Here is a 19,973-nt window from a genome sequence, read left to right as displayed (position 1 = left end):
CCCTTGCGGAGTGGTGCAAAGATAGGGAGATTTCGTGCAGAATTCCAAGCCTTTTGTTTTATTTTCTTTCAATATCCAGGTAACTCGCTGTGAACTTGGTAGATTCTTTTTGAGGAACGAGGCCTTGGGGACTGAAAGCAGGGCATCGGGACCGCCAAAAGGGGGCCACGCGAGGAAGCACCACCCAACGGGCAGGTATAAAAAAAGGCAAACGCCTGCCCGGGGCATTGCATTCCACCGTGGACGGCCCGACCTCAGCATCGGACCTGCTCCGGAATAGGTGTAGATCTTCCTTCTAAATAGCCTAGGTTTTACAGGGGGTTAACAGGGGTATAACAGAGGTAAATCCTTGTTAATCCCCTACTAAATCCCTGTTAGTTTGGATTAAATACTTTACTATACTGGACGTTGGGGATAAGCTGGTAATCAGATGTCCAAATCATATGTTCAACTTAAGCCGTATATTTGTATAAATGATATCTTAATCTTCTTCATGATGTTGAATGATCTTTTCAAAATCTATCAACTTGATGCCAATGAGACAGTACGCATCCAACAATCAAAAAACGAAGTTCATCAACATGATTTCGAAGAATTGATCATTGGGGTAAAAGGACAGCTCGAGCATTTTATTGATTTTAAGACAAACACCTACTCTGCTCCATTCATTAGTTTTGTCACTCAAGGAAAAAACCACCGTGTAAAACCACTTTTAAAAGATGATGAAGTTGATTTTTGGGTCATCAGATTCAAAAGTGAATTCATTCCTGAAACGACATTCCAGCTCTATGCACACTTCCATGAGAACGCAACATTGACATTCCCGACCGCAGCCTGCTTTGACAGATTGATTACTTTATGCTACATGATGCAGCAGGAAACCCGGCAATCTACCGTAGATTATGCCGTAATCAAACAGTTGCTCAGCACCATCTTTACCATGATTGAGTCTGAGCGGAAAAGACAATTTCCCGATGTGCAGCAGCAATTGAAGAACCAAAGTACAACGTTCACCAGTTTTCTGTCCATATTAGAAGAAAATTATCGACGGCCTGAAGGAGTCAACTATTATGCGGAAAAGCTTTTCATGTCAGCGAGAAACTTAAATTTAATCTGCCAAAATATACTGCAACAGAGTGTCTCAGAAATTATTGAGACCAGGAAGCTCATTGAAGCCAAAAATTTACTATTAACAACGAATAGGAGCATTTCAGAGATAGGCTTTGAGTTAGGCTATCAGGAGAAAGCTTATTTTACCAATGTCTTCAAAAAGAAAGCCGGAATAACTCCCTCTGAATTTAGAACGGAAATGCAAAAGCTTATTTCTGAATAGTACAACAGATTGACACGAAATTACTACCCCCTTATTGCTATCCTGGATTATCTTTGCCTACTAGTATGTGACGCATTTAAGATTTTCAAATGCATAGAAAGGATTTTATTAAAATTATGGCAACATTACCCTTATCAGGGCTGGCGCAAAAGACGAGCTCCCTATATAAATTTTCGGCAGAACTTGAATCAACAGACAAGTTTCCAGTGCTGTTTCTGGGACATGGAAGCCCCATGAATGCAATAGAGGACAATGAATTTGTTCAGGGTTTCAAAAAAATAGGGCAAACATTCCAAAGGCCAAAAGCAATTCTCGTTGTTTCGGCCCATTGGGAGACACGTGGAACATTTGTCACTGCCATGGAACATCCAGCCACCATCCACGACTTCGGTGGCTTCCCTCAAGCACTGTTTGATGTACAGTACCCCGCGCCAGGCAGCCCTACCCTGGCCTTGGAAACCCAGCGCATAATAAGCAAAACCGAAGTTCATCTGGATGATAAGTGGGGACTGGATCATGGTTCTTGGTCCGTGGTAAAACATCTTTACCCCAATGCTGATGTCCCTATCATACAAATGAGCATCGACTATACTCAGCCGGCATCTTACCATTATGAGATAGCTCAACAGCTGCTTGAGCTACGAAAAAAAGGGGTATTGATTATTGGCAGCGGCAATATGGTCCATAATCTACGCATGGTAGCCTGGGACAAGCTTGATACCGCAGGATATGCTTATGAATGGGCAACAATCGCAAATGAAAAGATGAAAAAATTCATTCAGGACAGTAATCATCAGGCATTGATCGATTTCCGGCAGCAAGGCAAAGAGTTTGACCTCGCAATTCCCTCTCCGGAGCATTACCTGCCGCTCATCTATGCCCTGGCCCTGCAAGAGAAAAATGACGACCTGCTGCTGTTCAACGACAATTCAGTGGCAGGGTCACTCACTATGACGTCCCTAAAAATTGGATAAATAGTTGCACCAACTGCTATCGGGCGACCAAGGATCAAACAATCTATAAATTTCTGTGACAAAAGTATCTTTGATACTAGCAGAGAGATCGATACATTTGTTTTTATAATTATACATGTATCGTAGTTTAAACAATGGCAACAAAACCTGTTATTGAAATTGAATATTGCCCAAAATGTAATTGGATGTTACGGGCGGCCTATATGGCCCAAGAGCTCTTGAGTTCATTCACAGATGACATCCATGGTGTCCTGCTTGTCCCCAGCGAAATCGCCGGTCGCTATACCGTTCGTATAGATACCCAAGAAGTATTCGACCGGAAAAAAGCAGGGCGATTCCCTGAAATAAAAGAACTGAAACAACTGATCCGCGATCATGTCGCACCAGAAAAATCATTGGGACATTCGGACAGACATCCTTAGGCACTGACTCAATTTAGCATAAATCGGATTTTATAAGTTTCTCCTTCTTAGCAATTTTGTATAAACTAAATAGACAATCATGACTATTCAACAAGAAGTAGATTTTCAACGTATCGCCAAGGCTATACATTTCTTACAGGAGAACTTTAAGGCTCAGCCTACATTGGGCCAGATCGCTTCCCATGTCTACATGAGCGAAGCTCATTTTCAACGGATGTTTACCGCCTGGGCGGGAACAAGCCCCAAGAAGTTTTTACAGTACATCAGTCTAAACCATGCTAAATCATTGCTGAAGGAAAATAATATTGCAGAAACCACCTTTCGGCTCGGGCTGTCAAGTAGCAGCAGACTACATGAATTGTTTATCAATATCGAAGGGATGACTCCTGCTGAATATAAGAATGATGGAGCCAACCTACTTATTTCATATCAATATTATGAAACCCTCTTTGGCCCCATCATCATTGCATCCACTCCAAAGGGTATTTGCCACATTGCCTATGAGGAGAATAAAGCGCTTGCATTTGAAACACTTTTACAACGTTTCCCAAATGCAAATTATCAACAGCAAACAAACCGGATGCATGACAATGCTTTAAAAGCATTAAATCCCCAAGATAAAGATATTAGTCAGATAAAACTGCATTTAAAAGGAACCGAATTTCAGTTAAAAGTTTGGGAAGCACTGCTAAAAATCCCGATGGGTAATTTGAGCACTTATGGTGCCATTGCATCACAGCTCGGAAACCCCAAGGCCTCACGTGCTGTAGGTACAGCCGTGGGAAGCAATCCAATTGCTTACCTCATCCCCTGCCATCGGGTTATTCAAAATACAGGAATATTTGGTGGTTACCGATGGGATCCGGTGCGAAAAACAGCGATGATCGGCTGGGAAAGCCTGCATACTGCGATATAATAAATACCGTAAATTAAAAATAAGGCACATGGAATTATTCGAGAACCTCTTCGACGGTAATAAAAATATTCTCCCTTATGATGGGACTGTCAATTACTATGGAAAGATCCTAAACCAGGAGAAATCAAACCACTATTTGAATATACTGTTGAACACGATCGAATGGGTAAATGACCGTGCCATTATTTTCGGCAATGAAATTGTCACCAAACGTAAAGTTGCCTGGTATGGGGATCAGTCTTTTGAGTATAGCTATTCCAATACGACAAAAAGAGCACTCCCCTGGACAAAGGAACTGTTGGAATTAAAAGCACTGGCCGAAACTGAAACACAGGAGACGTATAATTCCTGCTTATTGAACTTATATCATAGCGGTGAAGAGGGAATGGCCTGGCATAGTGATGGAGAAAAAGACCTGAAAAAAAATGGAGCCATTGCTTCCATGAGCTTTGGAGCAGAAAGAAAGTTTGCGTTCAAACACAAAACAAGCAAAGAAAAAATTGACATTGTCCTCGGACATGGTAGTCTTTTGGTCATGAAAGACCTTACTCAGACCTATTGGTGGCACCGTCTGCCTCCAACCAAAAAAATACGCATGCCACGAGTCAATCTTACTTTCCGCACCATTGATCAGTTGTACTAGTTCCTAGTGGGGGTTACATGTCCCCAGGTATTGTCTTTGGCTGTGTAGTCCATAAAGACACCTCCATCAATCATAATGCTTTTCACTTTTTGGGAAGAGGACCAGGTCAATGTTGCCTGCTTTTCATTTTGCTGCCAAATCTTCGGGGTCTGATGTTTCGTTTCACTTGAACCGTCCATATAAGTAATCAGCACATCAAAAGGTACGGCAAAACCACCTACATTGCCTATCGTCAATGTATTTTTACCGCCGGATTGCTTAAAGTTTTCGACTTTTAAATCGATGTAATTATTGGTAAAGTACCAATTTTTCCAAAACCAATTTAAATTCTGTCCAGCTCCGGCATTGATACTATAAAAGAAATCCCATGGTGTGGGGTGCTTACCATGCCAAAGGTCCATATAATGATGTAGTGCTTTCTTAAAAACCGCATCGCCAAGATAATCTCTCAAAGCAATATAGGACAGAGCTGCTTTGATATAGGCATTATTGCCATACCCCAGGCCATTCAGTTGTGAGGTCATTGTGATCAATGGCTGGTCCTCCTCTGCCGATGGATCAAAAATATAACGTTTTACACGGGAGTTTTTAAAAAGCTCTTTATTCTTTTCGGCTCCAACTTCTTCGTTTCCGATCCAAAATTCCAACGCTGTTGCCCAACCTTCATCCATATAGCCATACCGGGTCTCATTGATCCCCATATAAAAAGGGAAATAGGTATGTGCAATCTCATGATCGGCTGTTTGCCTTGCATCTTCCAAATTGTCCGGCACACTGGAATCATTGATCATCATGGGGTATTCCATATCGGCAAAACCTTGCACTGCGGTCATAGTCGGATAAGGATATGTCACACCAGGCCAATTTTTGGAAAACCAGTCGATACAGTATTGTTGCCAGCCGATATACTGTTCAAAATCTGGTGTCCCCGCCACATAACTTGACTGTACGCTCACACGTTTGCTTCCCAAATCTACACTGGATGCATCCCAAATGTAATTGTCACTCACACTGAAACAAAAGTCAGGAACATAGGTCGCGGTAAATTTCCATGTATTCCAATCCTGTTGAGCCGTCACGGTCCCGGCTTTCATTTCCGAAGCTGTCGCGACATGTATCAGCTCGCTGGTCTGTTTTGATTTTTCAAAACGCTCCAAAATAGGTTTTTGCAATACATCCGAAGCATTTTGCAATTCACCTGTAGCCCAGACAACAAAATTTTTGGGAACCGAGATTTCAAATTGGTAATCGTTGAAACCATTGTAGAATTCCTGCCTGCCATTGTGCTCCAGCACATCCCAGCCATTGTAATCATCATACACAGACACCCGGGGATAGGAATATGCACAATAAAAAGAAGATGCATTTAACATCCCATCCCTGTCGCTCTCGGCAGACAATGGATACTCCCAGCTGATTTCTAAAGTAGCGGTACTTCCAGGAAGAATTGCCTGACCGAAATCACCCAGCTTGACTGTCCCCCAATCTTTACTATCCACCTCATACACTTGTCCATTGAGCTTGAATGACCTGATCTTTAACCCCGATGTCAGATAATTATCTGAGGCGTAGTTGGCACGAACAGCATTTGGCTTGTGCACATTATTGACAAATCGAATTGCCAGCTGCTTTAACGTATCGGGACTATTGTTGGTATAACGGATCGTTTCATTTCCGCTCACTTTTTTGGCCACAGGATCCAATTGTACCTGAACATGGTACTTACCAAAATTCTGCCAATAGTTTTTCCCTGGAACTCCAGTCATGGTACGTGTACCTTTTTCAATGGCATGCTTAATATTTCTTGGGGTATAAAGCTCCTGAGCCTGAGCAACTCCTGTCAATAAAAGCAGGGCCAGTCCGCAATGATATATACTTCGTCCTATCATATGTTCATATTAAATATCCAAACTAAGATAAATTTGCCCTTATTTGCAAGTTTAATTGCATCGCATACCAACAAATTCCCTGAACGGACCTACCGAGATTTCCCTTTTAGTACCCTAATCGTCCCCCAAATACCATTCATTCAAATAGCTCCACGGCTAATTTTAAATACATTTATGTCCATTACCATAGAAAACATTTTAATATATTTGACGTTTACTTCTAAGATAAACCCGAATGTATGCAGCATTTTTTACGCAATAGATATTTACATTATTTCACATTCTTATGGCTCCTTTTGACCTTATTCCCCAATTCGCTTAATGCTCAATCTGAAGAAAAAAGAGATACTGTATCCAACGATAAGATCCACCCGGATTCAGCCCTGGCAAGCCAATATGACATATCTGACTTAATCGGCAGGATCATTCATCCCAAGCGGAAGAAAGAACGCTCCAGCAGACGTTCGCCCATAACATTAATGCCCAACATTGCCTATAACCCTACGATTGGCGGACAGATCGGTATTAAAGCTGTTGCCGGGAAGGTCCTGGGCGATCCGAAGACCACGACGATGTCAATCGCTGCTACCTCTGCTTCCATCACGACAAAAAACATTATGGTTTTTTATATCAGTCATAATGTATTTACCCCAAACAACAAATTAAATTTTCAGGGCACATTTGCTCTGGTAAAAATGGTTGCCCTCGATGCGGGCTTGGGGATGACGCCCCAGGGTAAATGGAACACGGAGGAAGAGAAAATAGTTGCCAACCCCGACCATCAGAAATATGGCGCAAAATATAACGCCTTCACCTTTAATGAAAAAGTCTATAAACGCGTGGCGGATGGCCTTTTTCTTGGTGCGGGAGTAGCTTTTGACCTGCGCAGAAAAATCATCAGCAATGGTCCGATGGGCAATATCACCCCGAATAGCATCTATACCGAGAAACACGGCTTTGAACCGGACAGCTATAATTCCAATGGTCTCTTGTTCAATATGCAATATACGACGCGCGACAACCCCAATAGGCCTTACAAAGGTATTTATTCAGATATTGGGCTACGCTGGAATACCACATTGCTCGGAAGCAGCAAAAATGCCGTACAGCTCAGCACGGATTTCCGTAAGTATTTCAGTTTATCAGAGTCCGATCCGGCACATGTGCTCGCTTTTTGGTATTGGGGCTCTTACAAATTAGGAGGTACACTCCCCTATTTTGAATTACCAGGTACTGGAAGGGACGTCGCCGTAAGAAGCGGACGTGGCTATACACTTGGTTACTTTAAAGGGACTTCATTTGGTTATGCTGAAACAGAATATCGCTTTCCGATTCTAAAAAACAGATTTTTGAGTGGTGCTGCTTTTTTTAACCTTCAAAGTGCGAGTGACGAATTGGGCACTAAACTTTTTGAACGATGGCAACCCGGAGGTGGAGCTGGACTTCGCGTTTTGTTCAACAAAGCTACACGGACCAACCTTTGCCTGGACTATGCCTTCGGAAAATATGGATCCCGGGGATTCTTTTTGGGGTTAAATGAAGCGTTCTAATTTTAAGGCTCGCTGAAAACTGCTTTTAGCATATAAAATGATTACATTAGCCCCTGCTGTTGCCGCCCCTGTGAAGTAAAGCAACAGCCCTCCCTTTGGAAATAATAATCGTGAAATTGCGAGCTGTTGCGCTCTATTTCATCGTAGGATTATTGGTACGGGGCAATGCAATTTTTTGAAATTTATTTTAAGGAAGCGTCCGTGGATTAATAGATCTAATATTAGCATGAAAAGAAGTTACCTGCTTACTGCACTTTGTCTCTGCAGTAAGCTATATGCACAAACGACAGACAGTACCAGCAATAGGCTAGAACAAGTAGAAATTAAGGCTTACTTCAACAAACAACCTTTATTGCGATTGACCTCTTCAGCAGCCGTGTTAAGCCCGGACATGATTCAGTCACAGCAATCACCTTCACTGGTATCAGCCATGAATACTGTACCCGGAATCCGCATGGAAGAGCGTTCCCCGGGAAGCTACCGTCTGGCACTACGTGGCAGTATGATCCGGTCTCCATTTGGTGTGCGCAATATCAAGGTTTATATAGATGATTTTCCCCTTACGGATGCTGGTGGAAATACCTACCTCAATCTGATCGACCCTTATGCCATTGATCAGATCAATATACTGAAAGGACCCGACGGCTCTATTTATGGGGCTAATTCAGGTGGTGTTCTATCTATCTATAGCAAAGGGTTCAATCCTGTGAACAAACCAGCAGTCAACCTGCAATTAACCGGAGGCTCCTATGGCCTCTTTCAACAGCAGCTCAATGCGGTGCTTCCGATAAACAAGACCCAACAATTGACAGTCAACCAGAGTTGGACACGCAGTGATGGTTATCGACAGCATTCGGCATTAAACAAAAAAAACATCCAGCTGAACTATAATTGGCTATACTCGGATCATTCTGAATTAAAGTTCACCGGTTTTTATGCCGACCTGGGCTATCAAACACCTGGTGGTCTGACACTTGCCCAGCTGGAAAGTGATCGTAGGCAATCGCGTCCCAAAGCAGGACCAAATCCCAGTGCCGCAGAACAACGGGCTGCCATTTACGACAAAACATTTTTCAGTGGAGTGAGCAATCAGACACACATCAGTTCGAAGCTGACATTATTTGCGAATATATTCGGTTCATCCAACCAAATAAAAAACCCTTTTATCACAAACTATGAAAAAAGGGATGAGAAGAATTGGGGGACACGCTTATATTTGTCATATATGGATCTGATCAGTAAATCTCTGAAATATGAGTTTCAGTTGGGATTGGAAGCTCAGAAAGGCTGGTATGATGTGGATAATTATGACAATAATCAAGGTACTGCCGGAAATCCACAGGCCCAAGATAAACTTGAGAACAGTCAGCAATCGTTTTTTGTCCGCACCCAATTAACCTGGCTGGAACGATTACAGCTTGAATTGTCCATGGGTCTGAATGAAAACAAGATGTCTTACCAACAACGCTATCCTATTATGCAAGCGGACAAAGCAGCTCTTCATTTTGGTCATACCTGGATGCCCCGTGCTGCCCTATCCTATTTAGTGGCTCCGGCAATTGCCTTCAGGGCATCCATTTCTAAAGGATTTTCAGCTCCCACCATTGCAGAGGTACGCTCCTCAGACAATAGGATCAATACCGACCTCCGACCAGAAACCGGCACCAATCATGAATTGGGCATACGATGGCATCTGTGGAATGGACGGGTTGTGCTGGATGCCGCCACCTATACCTATCAAATGAATGATGCTATTATCAGGCAGGTAAGAGAAAACGGTGCAGAATATTTTCAAAATGCCGGAAAAATTGATCAAAAAGGAATTGAGACCTCATTATCAGCATATTTGATCAGCCCCCGGTCTAGTGGAATCTTCCGCAGCTTACAATTTGCCAGCAATTTCTCTTACCATGACTATGTATTTAAAACCTACAAAGCAGGAGAGCATGACTTTAGTGGCAACAAACTCACGGCTGTGCCTAACACGGTGTTGGTAAATACCCTGCACATTCTTTTTCCTCATGAACTGCGTATGGACCTGCTCTCCAATTTAACTTCGGCAATACCTTTGGATGATGCCAACACAGTTTATGCAAAACGATATCATCTTTTACAGGGAAAAGTATCCTGGACTAAAACTATTGGCCGTAAACATCATCTCAAATTCTTTGTCGGTGCGGATAATCTACTGAATGAAAAATATAGCCTCGGTAATGACATCAATGCTTTTGGAGGCCGCTACTTCAATCCTGCCCCACTGCGAAATTATTATGCTGGCATGAACATCAATTTTAAGACAACACCATGAACTTCCATCAATATACGCTGACCAACATCAACTTCACCATGGTGAGCCGTTATTCTTATTTTCCGTGGATGGACAACAGCTTGGCCCACATCCAGGTCAAAGCAATAGCGATGGAGTTTAACCATGCACGCTTTCAGGCATTTGATAACTATACCGATTTTCAGGTCATACTGACCTATGAAGACGTCACGACTTCCCTGCTGTGCAATTGCTCGCAAACAGGTTTTTGCAGTCACCAAAAAGCAGTCTTGACAAAATTATTTGGACAAGAGACCTGGTTGTCTTTTTTTGACAAAAAACGCTATCAGCACCTCTTAAAAAAGATTGCCATTCCGTATGGCTTACAAGATGAAGCCGACTTGGAGCATTATTTTTTGGCGAATATAAAAGACGGTGAACTACAGTTCACCTTAATAGACAAGCATTTAACCTCGATCGATGATTTTGATCTGGATACCCTACCTCCCACAGTCTCAGAATCCCCGGCAGCACCACAGCATACGATTGTTGTACTGACCCGCAACCGGTATTACAGGCAATTACAGGTGCTACTCTGCCAGGCGGCGCTGTCAAAATCGGGAACCCCAAAAAATCCCATAACACCCATGGAAAGCCAAAGGCATATCTGGCGCACAAATACCAATGAAGAAACACAGTTTTTTACAGCCATACATCAATTAACCCAACCTGTACAACAGCAGAATATTACCATCATTCCTACGTTACGGGCAATTGTCAAAAATCCTCTGGCACTGGATTTTTATCTGCACGATTATGAAAGAACTGAACATGTTTCCGCCAATTCATTGTCCCCCATCCAGATGAGCGTGAACAAAGGGGAGCTCAAGCTGCAGATCGAAAAAAAAGAATCCTTCTATTCCATCAAAGGCAATTTACAAATTCACGGTATAGTATATGAGTTGCATAGCCTGGCCGTTCTTTTTGATCACTTTATCCGGATCAGGAACCAGCTTTATCTGGTGGAAGATAAGCTCCATCTTAAACTGATCCGTCTATTTGGGAATAAGGGAGAACAGCTGCTGGTACACCGCAATAAGTTTGAAGAATTCAATAAATTATTTCTGGCTCCTCTGGCAGATTCGGTGGAACTGCATTTTAAGGATATTCCAAAAGCAAGCAAACCCCAGCTGAAGGAAAATCTTTACTATCAGGATATGCAGCCCCTTCTATTTCTGGAAGAATCAGCTGATTTTGTCAATCTGATTCCTGTCATGCGCTATGGCGATGTTGAAGTACCTATATTGAGCAAAAGAAATATATTCGGTACGGACGCAAAAGGCTCCCAATTTTTAGTGGACAGAAAAAGGGAGGCTGAGACAGAAGTGATCTCGCTATTGCTCAAACAGCATCAGCACTTTCAAGAGCAATTGAACGAAGGTAGCTTTCAACACTTTTATTTGCACCGTAAGTATTTTTTGGATAGGAACTGGTTTTTAGACGCTTTCGATGAATGGACCAGCCATGGCATACAGATTATCGGATTCAATAAACTCCAAGGAAACAAGCTCAGTCAATTCAAAGGAAAAATACATGTAGAAGTACGCAGTGGACAAAATTGGTTCAACGCTACTATACAGGTCAAATTTGGTCCCAAAAGCGTTTCGCTGAAAAAGCTTGAAAAAGCTATCCGAAATCGCGCACAGCATATTCTTCTGGATGATGGCAGCCAGGGCATCTTGCCACAGGAATGGTTGGAAAAATTTGAAGCTTATTTTAATGCAGCTGAGATCATAGAAGCCGACTTCATGCAGATACCAAAATACAAGTTTAATGAAATTGACAGGATCTTTGAGAAAAATATGCTTGATCCTGCCGTGACAGCAGAACTCGGATATTTAAGAAAACAACTGTCATCATCAGCCCAATTTTCTCCAGTGAAGATCCCGTCAACATTTGTCGGCACGTTGCGTCCCTATCAGCTACAGGGTGTTCAATGGTTAAACTTCTTGGATAGCCTGCACTTTGGAGCCTGTCTTGCAGATGACATGGGGCTAGGAAAAACCGTTCAGATCCTGGCCTTTCTTGCCATACAGAAAACGAAGGGAATAACCGCACCTACACTACTTGTGCTTCCCACGACGTTGATCTTTAATTGGCAGCATGAAATTCAGCAATTTCTACCATCTTTCAATATGCTGGTACTCGATGGTGCCAACCGAACAACGCTAAGTGAACTGTTTCAAACCTATGATATACTCTTGATTTCTTATCATAATTTATTGACTGACATCAATGTATTGAAGAAATTAAAATTCCACTACGTTATATTGGATGAATCACAACAAATAAAGAATCCTGATTCACAACGCTACAGGACTGTCAATCTATTACAATCAACAGGTCGTATTATTCTCACTGGGACACCAATTGAGAACAATACCATGGATCTTTACGCACAGCTATCCTTTATTGTCCCGGGCCTGCTCGGGAATAAGAAATATTTTAAAGATGTTTATACAACTCCTATAGATGCCTTCCATGACCGCAAAAGAAAAAAAATGCTAAAAGAAAAAATAAAACCTTTTATCCTGCGGCGCACAAAAAATGACGTATTGAACGATCTTCCTGTTAAAAATGAACTCGTTCTGTACTGTGAAATGAAGACCGCACAACGCAGGATCTATGATCTTTATGAAAAGGAATTCCGTGATTTTATTTCTGCCAAGGACGGCGATGACATCAAAAAAAGCCCCATGCATGTACTTAAAGGACTGACCAAATTGCGTCAAATATGTAATTCTACCCAATTACTCCAAGGAGAAGATTTAACCGCAAGCCAGGATTCAGCAAAAATTGAAATGCTTATGGAGCAGATCCAACATAAAAAAGATCAACATAAGATTATTGTTTTTTCACAGTTTGTCAGCATGCTACACCTGATCGAACAGGCATTGGCTAAAAATGGGATTCAATCATTGATCTTAACAGGGAAGTCTAAAAATCGTGGTCAATTGGTCAATGACTTTCAGGTGGATCCAGCGATCCGTGTTTTTCTGATCAGCCTAAAAGCCGGAGGCACGGGGCTGAACCTAACCGCCGCCGACCTGGTCTATCTGGTAGATCCTTGGTGGAATCCTGCGGTCGAACAACAAGCCATTGACCGCATTTATCGCATTGGACAAAAAAAGAATGTCACCGCTGTGCGGCTGATTAGTCCTAATACAGTGGAAGACAAAATTCAAACGCTGCAGCGACATAAAAAAGAGATCAGCAGCACCATTCTTGAAGATGGTGGAAGCTTGAATACATTCTACCTGGAAAAGGAATATTTACTGAACATATTACAATAGGTATTCAATTGGGAGGGGTAACAATAGTATCACTTAACTATTTTCTTTTTATATTTCGAATCAATTATATATTTTACCCCATTATCATCTACAAAAACAGGTTTACCTTGGTAACGTTCATCGGTCTGTTTATCCAGTGCTACGCGGTACAAAGCCCCTGAACTTGAAGCGGAGTACTTAATCTCTGGCTCGGTTTCGTGTCCTGAGGGCTTACGTGTTGAGGCCATGGGTACTTCTTTAATACCTTTACCAGTAAAATACTTACTTTCACCCAGATCCGCCCTTCCATTTTTTCCTCCTAATTCCATAGTAACAAGATCAGTCTCAACATTTAAAGGAAAAAAAGGTTCTACCCAACGATTTGTAAATTGAAAAACTCCCTCCGAACTGGTGAAAGAAGCCAACTGTTGACCGTCTGCTTTGCTGACCAAAACAAAAAATGGCAGTAACCATAAACAACGTCTAAAGATTATTAATTCAACTCCAAACATATCTTTTTTACTTATGATTTAAGTACATCCAAATAAAATGCCATCTCCGGCTTCTCTTTTCATCTTTAACATTTTTTTAACTATAAGAGGTAAGCTAGTTTGATGTTTAACTGTTTTATAGGTGACTGGAAACGAAAAAATGCAACCAAGGAGGCTTTACAAATTCCGAGGGGCCTAACCTAGCTAATATAGATCTCGGTGATATAGCGGAATACAATCCGTTCAGAAATCGCATATTTCTCAAACAGTGTCTGTAAGCCATCATATAGATTCTTATTTCGATCCTGTTCTTTTGGGAAATAGGAAGAAGAACGTGCTCGCCCCAAAAAAGACTTCAAATCGAAAATTTGCTGATTGGGCAATGTTACTTTGGTCATTGGCCGATCGGCAAAAAATTGCCGAAGGTCGTTCTCTGTTATATTCTTATGGCTTACTGATTGGTAACTTGGAATATGATGGCGCAAAAATTGCTCATACTCTTGCTGAAACGCATCTTCAGGATCACGCTGATTCCAGGCCAAAACGATATGACCATTTTTTGAAAGAATACGGTTAAATTCTTTCCGACAAGCCTCGCGGTCAAACCAATGAAAGGATTGTCCTGCAAAAATTAAGTCCACACAACCGGCATCAATGGAAGTATCTTCGGCAGTGGCATTCAATGCGATGAGATTCCGATAGGTTTTGAAATGATGCACCAGCGACTCTCTCATCTCCCGATTAGGCTCAACAGCAAAAACGTCGTTCCCATTTTCCAGAAATAACTGTGTCGATAAGCCTGTACCACTTCCTATATCAGCAACCAGCCATTGTTTATCCAATCCGATCTGCTCCTTAAGCACCTGAATAATTTCCGTTGGATAGCTCGGCCTGAACTTTTCGTAATCGACAACCCTATTGGTAAACCGCTCAATACTGTTTTTGCTCATATATCATTTGTTATAGCTATGCCATTGCACCTTCATCTCGAAAACTATAATATCCATTATCTGTAAAAATCAGGTGATCATTTACCCTAATATCCATAATTTTTGCTGCTTCAACAATTTTTTGCGTCAAAATTTTGTCAGCATAGCTCGGTTGCAAAGTCCCTGATGGATGATTGTGAATCAATACAATAGCATGGGCTTTGGTACTCAAGGCATTTCTCAAAATAATCCGTACATCCACAGGTGTAAAATCATTTCCTCCCCGGCCAATCAGTTGTTTATCTAAGATTTTACAACCTGTATTCAAATAAATTGTCCAAAACTCCTCATGGGGTAAATCTTGTAATATGGGTTTCATAAAATCATAGACATACTTACTGCTATTTAACACCTTTCTTTCTTCTGTTGGTGCTTCCTTCTTACGGCGGGCGAGTTCTAAAGCGGCAATAATGGTGATCGCTTTGGCTTTACCAATCCCCTTGTAATGGCTCAGTTCATTGACTTCCATTTTTGATAGCATGTCCAAGCTATTTTTGGCATCGGCCAATATACGCCGACAAAGTGTAACAGCACTTTCACCTGGTGATCCGGAACCGATCAGGATCGCCAATAATTCGGCATCAGAAAGGGTCCTCCGCCCTTGGTTCAATAACTTTTCTCGGGGGCGATCTGCTTCAGACCATTCCCTAATGACTAATTTGTATGACATTGACCTTTTAATATAATTGGCTAATACACATAAATATACAAAACATTATCGTATTCGTATTGTACAAAAAGGACCCTCGATAGATCAATTAAAAAAAATTGGGGATCCTGAATTACTTCACATTTCACTCTGAAACCTTATCTTTGTATTTCATAAAAATTTTTGAATATGAGTAAAGCGATTATTAAAACAGAAAAAGGCGACATGACTGTGGAATTCTACACCGCAGATGCTCCAAATACAGTAGCTAACTTCATCAAACTTGCTAAGTCAGGTTATTACGACGGTTTGGCTTTCCACCGTGTTATTCCTGATTTTGTTATCCAAGGTGGATGTCCGAATTCACGTGAAGGTGCTGCTGGCATCCCCGGAACTGGTGGCCCTGGTTATAAAATTGACTGTGAACTAACGGGTGAAAACCAATATCATGACCGAGGCGTGCTATCAATGGCGCATGCAGGCCGTAATACCGGCGGTTCTCAGTTCTTTATCTGTCATAGCCGCAACAATACAGCTCACCTAGACCGCAACCATACTTGCTTTGGAAAGGTAATTGAAAATGTAGACGTTGTTGATGATATCAGACAAGGAGACCGAATTTTAGCAATTGAAGTTATCGAAGATTAATTCTTGGAAATTTAAAAGAGATTAAAATGAATTTAAGAGCATTAGTATCTGTAACTGGTAAACCAGGATTGTTCAAACTAGTTGGACAAAATAAAGGTGGTTTTATTTTAGAAACACTTGATCAAGCCAAAATTAAATCCGTGGTCAGTTTATCCTCTACGAAAATGGCAACATTGGAAGATATCACTATTTATGGTGAAGAAGAAGAAATTCGTTTATTGGATATTTTTGAAACGATCAAAGAAAAAGGCATTACATTGCCTGACACGAAATCTGACGGCACTGTTTTAAGGGATTTCTTCCGTGAAGTGGCCCCGGGTCATGATGAATCACGTGTCTATACTTCAGACATTAAAAAAATCATTACCTGGTATAATATTATTAAGGAATTTCCTTTATTTGAAGAAGAAGCTCCGGCTCCTTTAATGTAATCAGGGCATTACGCTAAAAATACAAAAGGAGCTGATATAACCGTACCAGCTCCTTTTGTATTATTGATGCAATATAACATCCAGTATTTTATTATTTAAGCTGTCCTGGTTGAATTGTTTTCCAAAGTCAATAGGTGAACCGGGCACATCAAATGCATGGGGTTCAAAATCCCTTTCCAAAACTGCTGTCGTTGTGTAACGCAGCAGGGAGTTTTCATCCTGATTGAGATAAGCATCTATTTCTAAGATCCCTTCATTTTCACTGAATACATAAGGATATAAGCGGTTGATACCTTTTGGGATTCGGGGACTCTTCCAGATCACAAATTTAGGGAGTGTTTTATCATCTTGATCAATCTTGTGATAAATAGCCTGCTGGCAAGTTATTCCTGCGATTTCTTTGGTTTTGCCAGTCTTGTCTATCATATAGTCCTTTGGATTTATCGGCACCTGTAGATGGGCAAGTCCCCCAAGATCCTGTTTATTGTAACTAAAGTTTACATGAACTGCCGGATCTTTCTGGTTAGCGATAAAAGCTTCTCCCGAATCATCATTATATCTAATATGATGCTGCAATCGATAAGTTAGACCTGCACTGCTACTGTGAGCCTGCTCTTGATCAAATTTAATTTCCATCATCAGCAATGGAGCCAGTAGGAGTTCCATTTGTTGAACGGGATTTTCGATATTGAAACTATCCGTCCTGCGCTTTTCAGAAGCCGGTAATGTTGCAATGGCCTGCTGGAGTTGCAGGGGCGAGTTCTTATTTGTCAGATCCATCAATCGCATCAATTTTTCGAAAGGCATATTGGGGAAGGTAACTTTTTGCGTTATCGAGGCCGAATGGATCCGTTTTGAAGATCGAATATCAGTGGTTGTATTGGATTCTTCATGTTGCTTTTCTTCCTGATGACCTGAAGATTGACAGTACTGGAAAAGAGATAATATGCCCACAGCGAAAGTGATCATGGCATATTTACTTAGATATTTTTTCATATCTATTATTGATTAAATGTAGAATAGGCAAATTTACCGTATTTGGAGCATATATCACACAAAAGCCCCGGAATTTATCTCCGAGGCTTTGCTCAATCTTATATTATGGTATCATGAAATACCTAATGTCCTTTAGGTTCTACGTCTATACGCTTAATATCAGCTCCCAATTTACGCAAGCGTTCTTCGATATCTTGATAGCCGCGCTCAATTTGTTCGATATTATGAATCACAGATTTGCCTTTCGCAGATAGGGCGGCAATCAGTAAAGACACACCCGCGCGGATATCGGGGGATGTCATTTCTATGCCTCTCAGGTGATGAGATTTATTCATACCGATCACAGTAGCACGGTGTGGATCACATAAAATAATCTGAGCCCCCATATCAATTAACTTATCCACAAAGAATAACCGGCTTTCAAACATTTTTTGGTGAATCAGTACATTTCCTTTGGCCTGAGTAGCCACCACGAGAATGATACTTAACAAGTCAGGAGTGAAACCTGGCCATGGTGCATCGGAAATCGTTAGGATCGATCCATCGATAAATGTATCGATTTCGTAAGAATCCTGAGCTGGAATAAAAATATCGTCTCCTCTCAATTCAAACTTAATACCCAGACGTGAAAATACGGATGGGATCACACCCAATTCCTGAAAGCAAACATCTTTAATCGTAATTTCTGAACCTGTCATAGCGGCCAGGCCTATAAAGGATCCGATCTCGATCATATCGGGCAACATGCGATGGGAAGTTCCACCAAGGCGCTCAACACCTTCAATCGTCAGTAAGTTAGATCCGATACCTGATATTTTGGCTCCCATACGGTTCAGCATTTTACACAGCTGCTGCAAGTAGGGCTCACATGCGGCATTGTAGATCGTGGTCGTCCCCTTGGCCAATACTGCTGCCATCACAATATTTGCGGTCCCGGTCACGGAAGCTTCATCCAATAAAATATAGCTACCTCTTAATTCTGTCGCATCGACATTGAAAAAATGAGAAGATGCATCGTAAACGAATTTAGCGCCTAGTTTTTCAAAGCCCAAGAAGTGGGTATCCAAGCGTCTACGACCAATCTTGTCACCCCCAGGTTTTGGTATGGCAGCTTTCCCAAATCGTGCCAAAAGTGGCCCTACGATCATGATAGAGCCGCGCAGTCCGCCGCCCTTTTCTTTAAACTCAGGTGATTGAAAATAATCTATATTAATATCCTTTGCCTCAAAAACGTATGTGTCTTTATCTATGCGATTAATCTTGACTCCTAATGCAGCCAACAAATCAATCAGCTTATTGACATCTTTAATATCTGGAATATTGCTGATCGTCATGGGCTCTTCTGTTAGCAAAACTGCTGACAGAATCTGTAAGGCTTCATTTTTTGCTCCTTGTGGAATAATCTCTCCCTTTAATGGTTTTCCACCGATTATTTCAAATGCATTCATTTATATAACTGATATCTTCTTATACACTAAAATCGTTTTATATCGATTCTTAACTTGATGAAACTGTCCCTGCTCAACGGGGACTTCCAGAAAAAAAGAAGGCAATTGTAAAGAAATCTTTTAATCACTTCGCAATTGCCTACTGCCTTAAACAATAAACTAAAGACTAGCCTCTTTTATTATTATAGTTATTCTGAGGTCTTCGATTTCTGTTATTGTTGTTATTATTGCTTCCACCAAAATTATTCCGCTTCATATTATTACTGTTATTGGTCATCCGGGGTTTATTTCCTCCTTTTGCCTGATGACCAGAAGCGTTATTATTATTGTTATTGTTATTATTTCCGCTGGTATTGCTATTGGCTGTACCTTTTACCCGGTTTCCTGGAGGCGGAGTTTTGAAATCAAGCTTAGTCAATACCGTACCTTCTGGTAAGCTCAACTGATAACCGGACAATTCTTTCAGATCCTGAAGAATCAATTCGTCCGAAACAGAATCTTTATTCCAGGTCAGATATGCCATTTTCATAAAATTGGCTATGCCGACCACCATCTGCTCTCTTTTCGCCTCATCAGTCACCTTCAGAGCCTTCTCAATCATCTTCTCTACCGTAAATCCATAATGTTTGAATCGGATAGAGTGCTGTGGATAGCCCAAATGTTCCACTTCATGCTTGACACTTTTAGCTGTAGCGATGGGATATGGGGCATCAATATCGAGCTTAAAATCAGAGATAATCTGCAGGTGATCCCAAAGCTTGTGTTTAAAATCAGACACATCACGCAAGTGCGGGTTCAATACCCCCATCATATCGATAACGATCTGAGCATGTTTATTTCGTTCTTCCTTTGTGGGCAAAGTACAGATGTAATCTACCATATTTTGCACATTGCGACCATATTCTGCAAGGATCAATTTTGGTCTAGTGCTGTTGTAATCAAAGTTCATATAGCTAATATAACTACCTATTTAACGGTCAAGACGCCGTTTTGGTA

17 protein-coding genes are annotated in these 19,973 nt (G+C 41.3%); 10 read left to right on the top strand and 7 right to left on the bottom strand.

Annotated features, from left to right (window positions below):
- Window positions 1-493 precede the first annotated feature (493 nt).
- From HX021_RS20590 to HX021_RS20570, 5 genes are all read left to right on the top strand, one after another.
- A complete protein-coding gene (locus tag HX021_RS20590; protein WP_286592490.1) occupies window positions 494-1,333 on the top strand; it encodes a helix-turn-helix transcriptional regulator in 840 nt (279 codons plus the stop codon).
- A 116-nt stretch (window positions 1,334-1,449) separates the two neighbouring features.
- Window positions 1,450-2,307, top strand: coding sequence for a 4,5-DOPA-extradiol-dioxygenase (gene ygiD / locus HX021_RS20585; RefSeq protein ID WP_286592489.1), 858 nt, complete (start codon window positions 1,450-1,452; stop codon window positions 2,305-2,307).
- A gap of 134 nt (window positions 2,308-2,441) precedes the next feature.
- Window positions 2,442-2,729 (top strand): Rdx family protein, encoded by a 288-nt coding sequence (locus tag HX021_RS20580; protein WP_286592488.1) that lies wholly within the window; start codon window positions 2,442-2,444, stop codon window positions 2,727-2,729.
- Window positions 2,730-2,808: 79 nt separating this feature from the next.
- The gene (locus tag HX021_RS20575) at window positions 2,809-3,645 is read left to right on the top strand and encodes a methylated-DNA--[protein]-cysteine S-methyltransferase (RefSeq protein ID WP_286592487.1); all 837 of its coding nucleotides are present in this window, start codon (window positions 2,809-2,811) and stop codon (window positions 3,643-3,645) included.
- A 28-nt stretch (window positions 3,646-3,673) separates the two neighbouring features.
- A complete protein-coding gene (locus tag HX021_RS20570) occupies window positions 3,674-4,288 on the top strand; it encodes an alpha-ketoglutarate-dependent dioxygenase AlkB family protein (protein ID WP_286592486.1) in 615 nt (204 codons plus the stop codon).
- On the opposite strand, the gene HX021_RS20565 is transcribed toward HX021_RS20570, so the two are convergent.
- Window positions 4,285-6,177 carry a M1 family metallopeptidase gene (locus tag HX021_RS20565; RefSeq protein WP_286592485.1) on the bottom strand — a complete coding sequence of 631 codons (1,893 nt, stop codon included), beginning with the start codon at window positions 6,175-6,177 and terminating at the stop codon, window positions 4,285-4,287. The two genes, HX021_RS20570 and HX021_RS20565, sit on opposite strands and share 4 nt — an antisense overlap.
- A 239-nt stretch (window positions 6,178-6,416) precedes the next feature.
- On the opposite strand from HX021_RS20565, the gene HX021_RS20560 reads away from it, so the two are divergent.
- The 3 genes from HX021_RS20560 to HX021_RS20550 all read left to right on the top strand — a co-directional run bounded on the left by HX021_RS20560 (window position 6,417) and on the right by HX021_RS20550 (window position 13,346).
- The gene (locus HX021_RS20560; RefSeq protein ID WP_286592484.1) at window positions 6,417-7,727 is read left to right on the top strand and encodes a BamA/TamA family outer membrane protein; all 1,311 of its coding nucleotides are present in this window, start codon (window positions 6,417-6,419) and stop codon (window positions 7,725-7,727) included.
- 226 nt (window positions 7,728-7,953) lie between these two features.
- The gene (locus HX021_RS20555; RefSeq protein ID WP_286592483.1) at window positions 7,954-10,035 is read left to right on the top strand and encodes a TonB-dependent receptor; all 2,082 of its coding nucleotides are present in this window, start codon (window positions 7,954-7,956) and stop codon (window positions 10,033-10,035) included.
- Window positions 10,032-13,346, top strand: a complete 3,315-nt coding sequence (locus HX021_RS20550; RefSeq protein WP_286592482.1) for a DEAD/DEAH box helicase — start codon at window positions 10,032-10,034, stop codon at window positions 13,344-13,346. The genes HX021_RS20555 and HX021_RS20550 overlap by 4 nt, the downstream gene beginning before the upstream one ends.
- 29 nt (window positions 13,347-13,375) lie before the next feature.
- On the opposite strand, the gene HX021_RS20545 is transcribed toward HX021_RS20550, so the two are convergent.
- From HX021_RS20545 to radC, 3 genes are all read right to left on the bottom strand, one after another.
- Complete coding sequence (locus tag HX021_RS20545) at window positions 13,376-13,837, bottom strand: hypothetical protein (RefSeq protein WP_286592481.1); 462 nt, start codon at window positions 13,835-13,837, stop codon at window positions 13,376-13,378.
- Window positions 13,838-14,016: 179 nt separating this feature from the next.
- Window positions 14,017-14,766 carry a class I SAM-dependent methyltransferase gene (locus tag HX021_RS20540; RefSeq protein WP_286592480.1) on the bottom strand — a complete coding sequence of 250 codons (750 nt, stop codon included), beginning with the start codon at window positions 14,764-14,766 and terminating at the stop codon, window positions 14,017-14,019.
- Window positions 14,767-14,782: 16 nt separating this feature from the next.
- Complete coding sequence (radC, locus tag HX021_RS20535; protein ID WP_286592479.1) at window positions 14,783-15,475, bottom strand: RadC family protein; 693 nt, start codon at window positions 15,473-15,475, stop codon at window positions 14,783-14,785.
- 168 nt (window positions 15,476-15,643) lie between these two features.
- Here radC and HX021_RS20530 point away from each other — a divergent pair, with 168 nt between their 5' ends.
- The gene (locus tag HX021_RS20530; RefSeq protein ID WP_286592478.1) at window positions 15,644-16,102 is read left to right on the top strand and encodes a peptidylprolyl isomerase; all 459 of its coding nucleotides are present in this window, start codon (window positions 15,644-15,646) and stop codon (window positions 16,100-16,102) included.
- A 26-nt stretch (window positions 16,103-16,128) separates the two neighbouring features.
- Window positions 16,129-16,533 (top strand): DUF5606 family protein, encoded by a 405-nt coding sequence (locus tag HX021_RS20525; RefSeq protein ID WP_286592476.1) that lies wholly within the window; start codon window positions 16,129-16,131, stop codon window positions 16,531-16,533.
- A 60-nt stretch (window positions 16,534-16,593) separates the two neighbouring features.
- Here the strand turns inward: HX021_RS20525 and HX021_RS20520 are convergent, their stop codons facing one another.
- The 3 genes from HX021_RS20520 to HX021_RS20510 form a co-directional block, all read right to left on the bottom strand.
- The gene (locus tag HX021_RS20520; RefSeq protein WP_286592475.1) at window positions 16,594-17,529 is read right to left on the bottom strand and encodes a hypothetical protein; all 936 of its coding nucleotides are present in this window, start codon (window positions 17,527-17,529) and stop codon (window positions 16,594-16,596) included.
- A 122-nt stretch (window positions 17,530-17,651) separates the two neighbouring features.
- Window positions 17,652-18,977 (bottom strand): UDP-N-acetylglucosamine 1-carboxyvinyltransferase, encoded by a 1,326-nt coding sequence (gene murA / locus HX021_RS20515; protein ID WP_286592474.1) that lies wholly within the window; start codon window positions 18,975-18,977, stop codon window positions 17,652-17,654.
- Between the two features lie 166 nt (window positions 18,978-19,143).
- Complete coding sequence (locus HX021_RS20510) at window positions 19,144-19,926, bottom strand: DUF4290 domain-containing protein (RefSeq protein WP_286592473.1); 783 nt, start codon at window positions 19,924-19,926, stop codon at window positions 19,144-19,146.
- Window positions 19,927-19,973 lie beyond the last annotated feature (47 nt).

Origin of the sequence: Sphingobacterium sp. N143 (assembly GCF_030325625.1) — a bacterium.
GTDB lineage: Bacteria > Bacteroidota > Bacteroidia > Sphingobacteriales > Sphingobacteriaceae > Sphingobacterium.
This window is presented reverse-complemented; position numbering and strand designations above follow the sequence as displayed.

What these genes read in the sequence shown, in the direction of transcription:
- HX021_RS20590 (WP_286592490.1), top strand. Translation starts at nt 494, where the DNA reads ATGATGTTGAATGATCTTTTCAAAATCTATCAACTTGATGCCAATGAG.
- ygiD (WP_286592489.1), top strand. Translation starts at nt 1,450, where the DNA reads ATGGCAACATTACCCTTATCAGGGCTGGCGCAAAAGACGAGCTCCCTA.
- HX021_RS20580 (WP_286592488.1), top strand. Translation starts at nt 2,442, where the DNA reads ATGGCAACAAAACCTGTTATTGAAATTGAATATTGCCCAAAATGTAAT.
- HX021_RS20575 (WP_286592487.1), top strand. Translation starts at nt 2,809, where the DNA reads ATGACTATTCAACAAGAAGTAGATTTTCAACGTATCGCCAAGGCTATA.
- HX021_RS20570 (WP_286592486.1), top strand. Translation starts at nt 3,674, where the DNA reads ATGGAATTATTCGAGAACCTCTTCGACGGTAATAAAAATATTCTCCCT.
- HX021_RS20565 (WP_286592485.1), bottom strand. Translation starts at nt 6,177, where the DNA reads ATGATAGGACGAAGTATATATCATTGCGGACTGGCCCTGCTTTTATTG.
- HX021_RS20560 (WP_286592484.1), top strand. Translation starts at nt 6,417, where the DNA reads ATGCAGCATTTTTTACGCAATAGATATTTACATTATTTCACATTCTTA.
- HX021_RS20555 (WP_286592483.1), top strand. Translation starts at nt 7,954, where the DNA reads ATGAAAAGAAGTTACCTGCTTACTGCACTTTGTCTCTGCAGTAAGCTA.
- HX021_RS20550 (WP_286592482.1), top strand. Translation starts at nt 10,032, where the DNA reads ATGAACTTCCATCAATATACGCTGACCAACATCAACTTCACCATGGTG.
- HX021_RS20545 (WP_286592481.1), bottom strand. Translation starts at nt 13,837, where the DNA reads ATGTTTGGAGTTGAATTAATAATCTTTAGACGTTGTTTATGGTTACTG.
- HX021_RS20540 (WP_286592480.1), bottom strand. Translation starts at nt 14,766, where the DNA reads ATGAGCAAAAACAGTATTGAGCGGTTTACCAATAGGGTTGTCGATTAC.
- radC (WP_286592479.1), bottom strand. Translation starts at nt 15,475, where the DNA reads ATGTCATACAAATTAGTCATTAGGGAATGGTCTGAAGCAGATCGCCCC.
- HX021_RS20530 (WP_286592478.1), top strand. Translation starts at nt 15,644, where the DNA reads ATGAGTAAAGCGATTATTAAAACAGAAAAAGGCGACATGACTGTGGAA.
- HX021_RS20525 (WP_286592476.1), top strand. Translation starts at nt 16,129, where the DNA reads ATGAATTTAAGAGCATTAGTATCTGTAACTGGTAAACCAGGATTGTTC.
- HX021_RS20520 (WP_286592475.1), bottom strand. Translation starts at nt 17,529, where the DNA reads ATGAAAAAATATCTAAGTAAATATGCCATGATCACTTTCGCTGTGGGC.
- murA (WP_286592474.1), bottom strand. Translation starts at nt 18,977, where the DNA reads ATGAATGCATTTGAAATAATCGGTGGAAAACCATTAAAGGGAGAGATT.
- HX021_RS20510 (WP_286592473.1), bottom strand. Translation starts at nt 19,926, where the DNA reads ATGAACTTTGATTACAACAGCACTAGACCAAAATTGATCCTTGCAGAA.